Source organism: Sphingobium sp. FW306-1B-F04DB (assembly GCF_058781925.1).
This window is the reverse complement of sequence record NZ_JBYSXE010000075.1, coordinates 1-11,609: the sequence shown is the minus strand read 5'-3', so window position 1 is coordinate 11,609 and position 11,609 is coordinate 1. Positions and strand designations below refer to the sequence as shown.

Below are 11,609 nucleotides of genomic sequence, written 5' to 3'. Positions count from 1 at the left end.
AGCGAATGGCGGTCCATTGATCTGGCGAGGGGGGGGGGGGGGGGTGGGGGGGGGGGGCGAGCGAAGGGAGCCCTTCGACTGTTCCATTTCCCCACCCCAACCCCTTCCCTGAAGGGGAGGGCCTTTCCGCCTGCCAGTTGCCGAGCGCCGAGGGGTCGGGCCGCTGGACGCTGCGATGCCCCGCCTCGTCAAGCGCGCGTCTCAACCCGCTCACGATCATGCCGCGCACCAAAGCGGGATCGCGGAAACGCACCTCGGTCTTGGCGGGATGGACGTTGACGTCGACCGCCTCGGGCGGGACGTTGAGGAACAGCGCCACGACCGGATGCCGGTCGCGTGCGAGCACATCGGCATAGGCGCCGCGCACCGCGCCCGCGAGCAGCCGGTCCTTCACGGGGCGCCCATTGACGAAGAGATACTGGTGATCCGCCACGCCGCGGTTGAAGGTCGGCAAGCCGGCCACACCGCCCAGCCGCACGCCCTCGCGTTCGAAATCCACGCCCACGCTGTTCTCTGCCAATGCGCGATCAGTGAGCGCCGCAACGCGATCGGGGCCGCTCTCGCCGCCCTGCACCCCCAGCGCGCGCCGTCCTTCATGCTCCAATGCGAAGGAGATATCGGGCCGCGCCATTGCGAGCCGGCGCACCGCATCGACGCAGGCGGCATATTCGGCGCGCGGGCTGCGCAGGAACTTGCGGCGCGCGGGCACCTTCTCGAACAGGCGCTCGACGCGGATCCGCGTGCCCGGCGGCAGTGCGGCCGGGCCTTCGCTCTCGACCCGGCCATTGTCGACGACGCGCTGCCAGCCATCGGCACCGCGCACGCGGCTTTCGAGCGTGAATCGCGAGACGCTGGCGATCGAGGGCAAAGCCTCGCCACGGAAGCCGAGCGTCGAAACCGCATCGATCGCATCATCGGGCAGCTTCGACGTGGCGTGACGCTCGAGCGCGAGCTGCATTTCACCCCGATCCATGCCGCATCCGTCGTCGCTGACTTCGATCAGGTCGACGCCGCCACCCGCCAGCTTCACCGTGATTCGCGTGGCGCCCGCGTCGATCGCGTTCTCGACCAGCTCTTTCAGCGCGCTTGCAGGCCTTTCAACGACTTCGCCTGCGGCAATTCGGTTGACAAGATGCTCGGGGAGGCGGCGTATTGACATGAGGCTTTGTCTAGCCCAAGCGACGGCATCCCGCGACCCGGCGTTGACTAAAAAAAATTGGTGCTTGCAGACATCTGAAGCGCCGCAGCGGACCCTTATACCGGCGCGGCCTCGGCTGTGCGTCAAGTGACTAGTCTGGACGGGCACATACATGTTCTTTTCGCGCCATATGAAATTTCTGAAATTCATGTCCCATGACATGGCGATCGACCTGGGGACCGCGAACACCGTGGTGTATCTGCGCGGGCGCGGCATCGTGCTCAACGAACCCTCGGTGGTCGCGATCGAGACAATCAACGGCGTCAAGAAGGTCAAGGCCGTCGGCGACGACGCCAAGCTGATGATGGGCAAGACCCCCGGCAGCATCGAGGCGATCCGCCCGCTGCGTGACGGCGTGATCGCCGACATCGACGTGGCCGAGCAGATGATCAAGCACTTCATCCACAAGGTGCATGGTGGCAAATCGCGCCCCTGGCGCTTCCCCGAGATCGTGATCTGCGTGCCGTCGGGGTCGACCTCGGTCGAGCGCCGCGCGATCCGTGACGCCGCTTCCAATGCGGGCGCCTCGCAGGTCTGGCTGATCGAGGAGCCGATGGCGGCCGCGATCGGTGCCGACATGCCCGTCACCGAGCCGATCGGCTCGATGGTCGTCGACATCGGCGGCGGCACGACCGAGGTTGCAGTGCTGTCGCTGCGCGGTCTCGCCTACACCACTTCGGTCCGCGTCGGCGGCGACAAGATGGACGAGTCGATCGTCTCCTATGTCCGCCGCAACCACAATTTGCTGATCGGCGAAGCCACCGCCGAGCGCATCAAGCAGGAAGTCGGTGTCGCCAAGATGCCGCTCGATGGCGTCGGCAAGACGATCCACATCAAGGGTCGCGATCTCGTCAACGGGGTGCCCAAGGAAATCACGATCAACCAGGGGCAGATCGCCGAGGCGCTGTCGGAGCCCGTCGGCACGATCGTCGAAGGCGTACGCATCGCGCTCGAGAACACCGCGCCCGAACTCGCCGCCGACATCGTCGACCAGGGCATCGTGCTCACCGGCGGTGGCGCGCTGCTGCACGGGCTCGACGAAGTGCTGCGCGACGAGACGGGCCTGCCCGTTACGGTCGCCGACGATCCGCTCACCTGCGTCGCCTTGGGGACGGGCCGCGCGCTGGAAGATCCGATCTTCCGCGGCGTGCTGCTCACCGCCTGATCGGGGCGTAAGCGCTTATGGCGCCGCCCAAAAATCGGCGCCCCGGCTTTTCGCGCCGTGCGCAGTACGGCCTGTTCGCGGGCTATGTCATCGCGGTCTCGGGCGCATTGCTCGGCCTGCTGCTGGTCGTCACCGCATGGGTCGACCCGGCGGGCCACAATGCGATCCGGGCGCTGATCAGCGATATCACGAACCCGGTTTCGAGCGCGCTGCGTACGGGCGTGCGCGCGACGGGGGCAAGCGGCGCTGCGGTGCTCGAATATTTCGACGCGGGCTCCAAGAACGCGGCGCTGCGCAAGGAACTGACCGCGGCGCGCCGCAAGCTGCTCGAGGCGCGTGCGACCGACTATGAGAACCGCCGGCTCAAACGGTTGCTCGGCATCGTAGAGGCGGATGAAGGTGCAATCGTCGCGGCGCAGCTGACCAGCTCTTCGGCTTCGAGTTCGCGCCGTTTCGCGATCCTCAACGCGGGCAGCGCGCATGGCGTGGTCCCGGGGCAGCCGGTGCGCGGCCCCGACGGGCTTGTCGGCCGCGTCATCGAGGTGGGGCGCGGGACCGCGCGCGTGCAGCTGCTCATCGATACGGGCAATGTCGTTCCTGTCATTCGTATCACCGACGGCATGCCCGCGATCGCGACCGGCAATGGCGACGGCTCGATCGACATCCGCGCGCTGACCGCGACGGGCAATGTCTTCAAGCCTGGCGACGTGTTCGTCACCTCCGGTACCGGTGGCGTCTATCCGCCCAAGATCCCGGTCGCGATCGCGATCACCGCCTCGGGCGATGGCGCGATGGCGCGTCCGCTTGCCGATCCCGCGCGGCTCGACTTTGCGGTGGTGCTGCCGGTCTTCGTCCCCGCGGTCGCCAACGCGCCCGTGAGCCCACCCGAGGACGGCGCCGAATGAGTCCGCGCATCCGCTCGGACGGAGAAGAACGGATCGCGCGACTGCGGGGGCGGACCCTGCCCGTGTTCAGTACGATTGTCGGTTCGGCGACGGTCGTCCTCCCCATCATCGCGACACAGCCGATCCTGCCCCCCTTCGGGCTGATGATGCTGCTTGCGTGGCGACTGCTGCGTCCCGAATTGTGGCCCGTCTGGATCGGCCTGCCGCTGGGGCTCGTCGACGATCTGTTCAGCGGCCAGCCGATCGGCAGCGCGATGCTGCTCTGGACGCTCGTCCTGCTCGGGATCGACCTGGCGGACCGACGCATGGTGTGGCGCGATTACTGGCAGGACTGGCTCATCGCCGCGGCCGCGATTATCTTCTGCCTCATTGGCGGCCTCGTCACCGCCAATGCGACGGGGGGCAACGGAACGGTGGTGCAGATTGTGCCGCAGATGGTGTTGTCGGTCCTGATCTTCCCCGCGGTGGCGCGCCTTTGCGCGCTGCTTGATCGCTGGCGCCTGTCGTGATGAAACGAGGTCGATGAAACGCCAGCGCCCGATCCTGTCGGAGGCCCAGCAATCGCTTTCCTTTACCCGGCGCACGCTCTTTCTCGGCGGCGTGCAGGCGGGCATCGGCGCGCTGCTCGCAACGCGCATGGGCTGGCTGTCGATCGCCGAAAACGAGCGTTACGCGCTGCTGTCCGAAAGCAACCGCGTCAACCTCACACTCATCCCGCCGCGGCGCGGATGGATCGTGGACCGCTATGGCAAGCCAATCGCGATCAACCGCACTGATTTCCGCGTCGACCTCATCCCCGACCGCGTCACCGATCGCGAACGGGTCGTTACCGCGCTCGGCAACCTGCTCGGGCTCGATCAGGATCATCGCGACCGGATCCTCGAGGATCTCGACAAGGCAGCCGGCTTCCAGCCCGTCCAGGTCGCGGACGGCCTGACCTATGATCAATATGCGGCGATCAGCGTGCGGCTTGCGGACCTTCCCGGCGCGGCGCCCGCACGCGGTTATTCGCGCTTCTACCCCGATGGCGCCGCGGTCGGGCACCTTGTCGGCTATGTCGGCGCCGCCTCGGCCAAGGATTACGAGAAGTCGAAGGATCCGCTGCTCATCACCCCCGGCTTCAAGGTGGGCAAGGACGGCATCGAGAAGATGCTCAACGACCGGATGCGTGGCCTTCCCGGCGCCAAGCGCACCGAGGTCACCGCGCGCGGCAAGCTGGTGCGCGAGCTGGCGACGCGTCCCGACACGCCGGGCAACCCGGTCAAGCTGACGATCGATGCGGGGCTCCAGGCCTATGCCGCGCGGCGCCTCGGCACCCAGTCGGGCGCCTGTATCGTGATCGACTGCACCAATGGCGATGTCCTCGCGATGGCATCGATGCCCTGTTACGATCCCAACAGCTTTTCCGACGGTATCAGCCATGCCGAATGGAGCATGCTGTCGGAGGACGAGCGCGTTCCGCTGATGAACAAGTCGCTCCAGGGGCTCTACCCGCCCGGATCGACCTTCAAGCCGATCACCGCGCTGGCGCTCCAGCAGGCGGGCGTCGATCCCGACGATATCGTCTATTGCGGCGGCGGCTATCAGCTCGGCAATCGTCGCTTCGCCTGCCTCAGCCGGCACGGGCCGATGAACATGCACACCGCGATCGCCAAGAGCTGCAACACCTATTTCTACACGATGGGGCGGCGCGCGGGGATCGACGCGATCGCTCAGGTCGCGCACACCATGGGGCTTGGCACCGAATATGCGCTGCCCATGCCCTCGCAGAAATACGGAACGGTGCCCGATCCCGCCTGGAAACAGCGCCGCTACAAGCAGGAATGGAGCGTGTCTGACACGCTCAACACCTCGATCGGACAGGGCTATCTTCAGGTGAGCCCGCTGCAGCTCGCGGTGATGGCAGCGCGCGTCGCCTCGGGGCGCATGCTGGTGCCGCGGCTGGCGGTGACGGGCGACGTAAAGCCGCCCGCTCCCCTGCCCTTTTCGCCCGAACATCTCGCCAAGGTCCGTTCGGGCATGGACGAGGTCGTCAACGGCGCGGGCACCGCCGGGCGGAGCCGGCTGCCGCTCGAGGGCATCCGCATGGGCGGCAAGACAGGCACGGCGCAGGTCCGCAACTTCAAGGGCGGCGCGCGGCGTGGCCTGGGCATCCCCTGGAAATTCCGCGATCACGGCCTGTTCGTCTGTTTCGCGCCGGTCGACAATCCGCGCTATGCCGCCGCGGTGGTGATCGAGCATGGCATGTCGGGATCGGGCGCCGCCGCCCCGGTAGCAAGCGACACTTTGCTCTATCTGTTCGATCCCGCCAAGGCGATGGCCAAGCTCGAAGCCTTCGAAGTCGAATGGGGCGGCGATATCGGCAAGCGCATGGCGGCCGATGCCGCGCGTTACAAGGCGGCGCGCGAGGCGGCGGCCGATCCCGCGGCCGCTGCAGCACATGCCGATGCGGCGGTCGCCAACGCGTCGAATGCCACGAACGCTGCCACCGCCGCCAACGCCAGCAATGCGGTCGCGCGCCCTGCCGCGCCCGCTGCCGAGGATGCCGAATGACCAGTAATTCGCTCGTCCCCGCCCCGCTCGCCCGCCTGCCCTGGAAGCCGCTGCTGCTGATCATCGGGATCACCTCCTTCGGCCTCATCGTGCTCTATTCGGCGGCGGGCGGCAGCCTGAGGCCATGGGCGTTCTCGCAAGGGCTCCGCTTCTGCGTCTTTCTCGTGATGGCGCTGGTGCTGTCGCGCGTCCCCGAGCGCGCGTGGAAGGCGGCGGCCTTCCCGCTCTATGTCGCCATCCTGGTGCTGCTGATCCTCGTCGAGATGCTCGGCTTCGTCGGAGGGGGCAGCCAGCGCTGGCTCGATCTCGGTTTCATCCGGATCCAGCCATCCGAGATGATGAAACTCGCGATCGTGCTCGCCCTTGCGCGCTATTATGATCTGCTTCCCGTCGGCCAGATCCGCAGCTGGTCAGCGATCTGGCCGCCGGCACTCGCGATCGGCGTCCCACTCTTTCTCGTGATGATCCAGCCCGATCTCGGCACCTCGCTGATGATCGCGGCTGGCGGACTGACCGTGATGTTCCTCGCGGGATTGCCGCTGTGGATCTTCATCGGCGGCGGGCTCGCGCTTGCCGCCGCCGTGCCGATCGCCTTTTCGATGCTCCACGAATATCAGCAGAAGCGCGTGCTGATCTTCCTCGATCCGGAAAGCGATCCGCTGGGTGCGGGCTATCATATCAGCCAGTCCAAGATCGCGATCGGATCCGGCGGCATCTTTGGCAAGGGCTTCCTCAACGGCAGCCAGAGCCATCTCGATTATCTCCCCGAGGGTCATACCGACTTCGTGTTCGCGACGATGGCGGAGGAATGGGGCCTGGTCGGCGGCCTCGCGATCATCATCGGCTTCATCATGGTCGTGCGCTGGGGGCTTCGCGTCGGCCAGCGCGCGCAGACGCGGTTCGCGCGGCTGACCGCGGCATCGCTCGCGACGACGATCTTCTTCTACGTGGCGATCAACCTGATGATGGTGATGGGACTCGCGCCCGTCGTCGGAATCCCGCTCCCGCTCTTCTCCTTCGGCGGCTCGGCGATGATGACCGTAATGATCTGCGTCGGCATCCTGATGTCGATCGATCGCGGTTCGCAGCGGCGATCGAATTTTGATTGAATTAGGGTTTGCAAGGCGGCGAATCCGCTGCTAGAGGGCACGCCTCTTGATCGCGCAGCCCTCCGGGCCGCCGGTTCTCAAGGCCAGTGTGGACGCATAGCTCAGTTGGTAGAGCAGCTGACTCTTAATCAGCGGGTCCTAGGTTCGAGCCCTAGTGCGTCCACCAAACCTTCTCCGCCCCACCGGGGCAGCCCCCTCATTCGTGACCGTGGAACGCCGTAATTGCGCGCATCGTCGCGCCTGCCACGGCACCAGATCGATCGAGGCTCAAATGGCTGTGAAGGTCGTGTCGATTTCCGGGGCAGCGCCGCGCCACTGCGCTGCCCCCTTGGCCTCGTCCGTCCCCGCTAGCCGATCGACATCAGGCTCGCATTGCCGCCCGCCGCGGTCGTGTTGATCGAGACCGAAACCTCCTCGAGCAGCCATTGCAGGCAATAGTCTGCCGGCGTGCCGGCGCCGGGCGCTGTCGCCTGTGTCAGCACGATCGGCCCGGGCAGTGTGGCGATGCCGTTCTGTGCGGTGATCACGCTTTGGCCATCTCCCTCGACCAGCGCGCCTGAATAGGGGCCCTGCCGGATCCAGTCGTCACCCCATGCCATCCGGGCCCGGACGCTGCCCGGGACGGCTTCAAGCGCACGCCGCAGCGCCTGGGGCGCATGAATCACCGCGTGATTGCCCGTCGCGAGCACCGCCGAGAGTTGATCGAGCAGTCCCTGCTCGGTCTGCGGCATCAGCAGGACGCGCCCGCGCGGATGCAACGTGTAGACATTTTTCTCCCCCACCGGCCCCGCCAGCTCGATCTCGAGGCCCAGCGCAGACTGCTCGCCCAGCTGGCGCGCGCGTTCGGCGGCTTCACCGCGCCCCCCATCGTCGAGCCACGCCGCAAAATCGAGCAGCGCGGCATCGGTCCTGGTCGAGCTGTGCTGCGGCGGAACCGGCGCAACCGTGACGAGCCGGCCGAGATAGAGCGGCCCGCCCGCCTTGGGGCCGGTGCCCGAAAGCCCGCGCCCCCCAAAGGGCTGAACCCCGACCACCGCGCCGATGATGTTGCGGTTGATATAGAGATTGCCCGCCTGCACGCGCGAAGTGACGTGCGCCACCGTCTCGTCGAGCCGGGTGTGGAGGCCGAAGGTGAGCCCATAGCCGCTGGCATTGATCTGGTCGATCAGCGCATCGAGCTTGCTGCGGCGATAGCGGATGACGTGAAGCACGGGGCCGAACACCTCTCGCGTCAGGTCGGCAAGCGTGTCGAGCTCGATGATCGTCGGCGGGACGAAGGTGCCGTGCGTCGTCTCGCCCGCAAGCGCAATCTGCTCGACCGGACGTCCAAGCCCCCGCATGCGCTCGATATGCGCCTCGAGATTGGCCTTGGCCTCGGCGGTAATCACGGGGCCGATATCGGTGCTCAGCCGGTCGGTGCGGCCGATGCTGAGCTCCCTGAGCGCGCCCTTGAGCATTTCGAGAATGCGATCGGCGACGTCTTCCTGAAGGCAGAGGACACGCAGCGCCGAGCAGCGTTGGCCCGCGCTGTCGAACGCCGACGCGATGACGTCACCCACCACCTGTTCGGCCAGCGCCGAGGAATCGACGATCATCGCATTCTGGCCGCCGGTTTCGGCCACGAGCGGCACGGGCCTGCCCGCCGCCGAAACGCGCGCGGCCAGCTGCTTCTGGATCAGCCGCGCGACCTCGGTCGATCCGGTGAACATCACCGCGGCGGTTTCAGGCGCGCCGACGAGCGCGGCGCCGACATCGCCCTCGCCGGGAAGCAGCTGGAGCACGTCGGCGGGAATTCCGGCCTCGTGCAAGATGCGGACGCCCTCTGCTGCGATCAGCGGGGTCTCTTCGGCGGGCTTGGCGAGCACCGGATTGCCCGCGACCAACCCGGCCGCGATCTGGCCGGTGAAGATTGCCAGCGGGAAGTTCCACGGGCTGATGCACGTCACCACCCCAAGCGGCGCATGGACGGGGCCGAGCGTGCGGCGCGCCTGCTGCGCGTAATAGCGCAGGAAGTCGATCGCCTCGCGCACCTCCGCGATGGCGTTGGGGAGCGACTTGCCCGCCTCGCGCACGATCAGCCCGAGCAGCGTCGGCATGCGATCCTGCATGATTTCGGCGGCACGCTCGAGGCGCGCGGCGCGCTCGACGGGGGGCACAATGCTCCAATGCGCCAGCGCGGCCTGTGCGCGTGCGGTCGCCCCGGCGACATCGGCGGGCGTCGCATGAATGACGCTTCCGACGACGTCGCGATGATCCGCGGGATTGCGTACCTCCTGCACATCATCGCCCGCGTTGCGCCCCTCGGGCACCGCGCGCCAGTCAACATCGACGCTGGCGCGGAGCGCCTCGTCGAGACTTGCCAGCTGCTGTTCGTCGGACAGGTCGAGGCCCGCGCTGTTGGCGCGCTCCCCATAAATTTGGGCAGGTAGCGCTATCTGGTCGTGCTTCGCGCCAATCAGGGACATCGCGCGGACGCGCGCGACGGGATCCGCGACCAGTTCCGACACAGGCACATCGGGATCGGAGATCCGGTTGACGAATGACGAATTGGCGCCGTTCTCGAGCAGGCGCCGGACGAGATAGGCAAGCAGAGTCTCGTGCGTGCCAACGGGCGCATAGATGCGGCACGGGCGATCGAGCTTGTCCTTGCCGACGACCTCGTCATAGAGCGGCTCGCCCATGCCGTGGAGGCACTGGAACTCGTATTTGCCCATCGTGAAATCTGGCCCCGCCATGTGATGGATCGTCGCCAGCGTCTGCGCATTGTGCGTCGCGAACTGCGGGAAGATCACGTCGGTCGCGGCGAGCAGCTTCCGCGCACACGCGATATAGGCGACGTCGGTGTGGATCTTGCGCGTATAGACCGGGAAATCGGCGAGTCCGTCGACCTGGGCACGCTTGATCTCGGCATCCCAATAGGCGCCCTTCACGAGCCGCACCATGATCCGGCGGCCTGCGCGCTTCGCAAGGTCGATGATATAGTCGAGCACGAAGGGGCAGCGCTTGCCATAGGCCTGGACGACGAAGCCGAGCCCGTTCCAGCCCGCGAGATCGGGATCGAGCGCGAGTTCCTCGAGCAGGTCGAGCGAGAGCTCGAGCCGGTCGGCCTCCTCGGCGTCGATATTGAAGCCGATGTCATAGGATTTCGCGAGCACCGCCAGTGCCTTCACATTGGGCAGCAGTTCCCCCATCACGCGATCGGCCTGCGCGCGCGCATAGCGCGGATGGAGCGCGGAGAGCTTGATCGAGATGCCCGGCCCTGAATAGATGCCGCGCCCGTCCGAGGCCGCGCCGATGGCGTGGATCGCGCGCTGGTAATCGGTGAGGTAGCGCGCCGCGTCCGCTGCGGTCGTCGCCGCCTCGCCCAGCATGTCGTAGCTGTAGGCGAAGCCGCGCTCTTCGAGCGGGCGCGCACGCTTGAGCGCCTCGGCGATGGTCTCGCCAGTGACGAACTGTTCGCCCATCATCCGCATCGCCATGTCGACGCCGCGCCGGATCACGGGTTCGCCGCAGCGGGCGATCAGGCGCGTGAGTGCGGCAGCGAGGCCGCTGTCGTTGACGCTGCTGGTGAGCTTGCCCGTGACGACCAAACCCCAGGTGGCGGCGTTGACGAACAGCGAACGTCCGCCCCCCAGATGCGCCTTCCAGTCGCCATCGGCGATCTTGTCGCGGATAAGCGCGTCGCGAGTCGCATCGTCGGGAATGCGCAGCAGCGCTTCGGCAAGGCACATCAGCGCCACGCCCTCCTGGCTCGACAGCGCATATTCCTGCACCAGCCCTTCAACCCCGGTGCCCTTGTGCTTGGCGCGCAGCGCGGTGATCAGGTCGAACGCGGTGCGCGCGGCAGCCGAGGTCACCGCCTCGGGGAGCGTTGCCTGCTCGACCAGCGGCGCAAGGCACTCGGGCTCGCTGCGCCGATAGGCGGCCGTAATTGCCTGTCTCAGCGGCGTCTGCTCGTGAATGGCGGGCGCGAAATTCGAAAACATGGGGGCGCTGGAGGGGGCATTCTGCATGGCGAGGCACTCTCGAATGATAACAGCTCGCATATTAGCAAAGCGAGTTCTGGCATTCAGACTTTTGAAACTATAGAAGGCAGGCAATTGATCCAAATTTTGCAAGTGCTGGAGACCTAATGGCCAATACGACCCTCTTAGATAGGCATCTTGACCATTTCGACCTCAAGATCATCAGCATTTTGTCGCAGGACGGCCGGATCTCCGTGACCGAACTTGCCGCACGCGTCGGGTTATCGAAGACGCCGTGCCAGGTGCGGCTGAAACGGTTGATCGACGATGGCGTCATCCTCGGCTTCCGTGCGGTCGTGAACCCCGCGAAACTCGGCATGGATCATATCGCATTTACCGAGGTAAAGCTCTCCGACACGCGCGAACAGGCGCTCGAGGAATTCAACCGCGGCGTCCGCAGTGTCCGCGAGGTCGAGGAGTGCCACATGATCGCGAGCAGCTTCGACTATCTGCTCAAGGTCCGCACCACCGACATCAAGAAATATCGCGAGGTGCTGGGAGAGAAAATCTCAAGCCTGCCCCATGTCGCCAGCACGTCGACCTTCGTCGCGATGGAGGCGGTAAAGGATGGCCCGATCTAGTCATCTGAATCTGAAGTTCGGCTCATTGTTTTTTGGCAGAAGCGTTTGACGGAGGCGAGGATTTCGTCTGCGG

The 11,609-nt window shown here is 66.3% G+C and carries 8 protein-coding genes and 1 tRNA gene; 7 read left to right on the top strand and 2 right to left on the bottom strand.

What is annotated here, in order from left to right; genetic code table 11:
* The coding region (gene mutL, locus AC3WJD_RS20790) for a DNA mismatch repair endonuclease MutL (RefSeq protein ID WP_492748667.1) at positions 1-1,159 on the bottom strand (1,159 nt) is incomplete at its 3' end.
* 169 nt (positions 1,160-1,328) lie between these two features.
* On the opposite strand from mutL, the gene AC3WJD_RS20785 reads away from it, so the two are divergent.
* The 6 genes from AC3WJD_RS20785 (at position 1,329) to AC3WJD_RS20760 (ending at position 7,096) form a co-directional block, all read left to right on the top strand.
* The gene (locus AC3WJD_RS20785; protein WP_182911817.1) at positions 1,329-2,363 is read left to right on the top strand and encodes a rod shape-determining protein; all 1,035 of its coding nucleotides are present in this window, start codon (positions 1,329-1,331) and stop codon (positions 2,361-2,363) included.
* A gap of 17 nt (positions 2,364-2,380) precedes the next feature.
* Entirely contained in the window at positions 2,381-3,268 is an 888-nt protein-coding gene (gene mreC, locus AC3WJD_RS20780) for a rod shape-determining protein MreC (protein ID WP_492748666.1), read from the top strand.
* The gene (locus tag AC3WJD_RS20775; protein ID WP_492748665.1) at positions 3,265-3,777 is read left to right on the top strand and encodes a rod shape-determining protein MreD; all 513 of its coding nucleotides are present in this window, start codon (positions 3,265-3,267) and stop codon (positions 3,775-3,777) included. The genes mreC and AC3WJD_RS20775 overlap by 4 nt, the downstream gene beginning before the upstream one ends.
* A gap of 13 nt (positions 3,778-3,790) precedes the next feature.
* Positions 3,791-5,821: a penicillin-binding protein 2 gene (gene mrdA, locus AC3WJD_RS20770; RefSeq protein ID WP_492748664.1), complete on the top strand. Its 2,031-nt coding sequence runs from the start codon at positions 3,791-3,793 to the stop codon at positions 5,819-5,821.
* Positions 5,818-6,930 carry a rod shape-determining protein RodA gene (gene rodA / locus AC3WJD_RS20765; protein WP_492748663.1) on the top strand — a complete coding sequence of 371 codons (1,113 nt, stop codon included), beginning with the start codon at positions 5,818-5,820 and terminating at the stop codon, positions 6,928-6,930. The genes mrdA and rodA overlap by 4 nt, the downstream gene beginning before the upstream one ends.
* Before the next feature lie 90 nt (positions 6,931-7,020).
* A tRNA-Lys gene (locus AC3WJD_RS20760) sits at positions 7,021-7,096 on the top strand.
* Between the two features lie 181 nt (positions 7,097-7,277).
* On the opposite strand, the gene putA is transcribed toward AC3WJD_RS20760, so the two are convergent.
* A complete protein-coding gene (putA, locus tag AC3WJD_RS20755; protein WP_492748662.1) occupies positions 7,278-10,916 on the bottom strand; it encodes a trifunctional transcriptional regulator/proline dehydrogenase/L-glutamate gamma-semialdehyde dehydrogenase in 3,639 nt (1,212 codons plus the stop codon).
* Positions 10,917-11,062: 146 nt separating this feature from the next.
* On the opposite strand from putA, the gene AC3WJD_RS20750 reads away from it, so the two are divergent.
* A complete protein-coding gene (locus AC3WJD_RS20750; protein WP_492748661.1) occupies positions 11,063-11,536 on the top strand; it encodes an Lrp/AsnC family transcriptional regulator in 474 nt (157 codons plus the stop codon).
* Positions 11,537-11,609 lie beyond the last annotated feature (73 nt).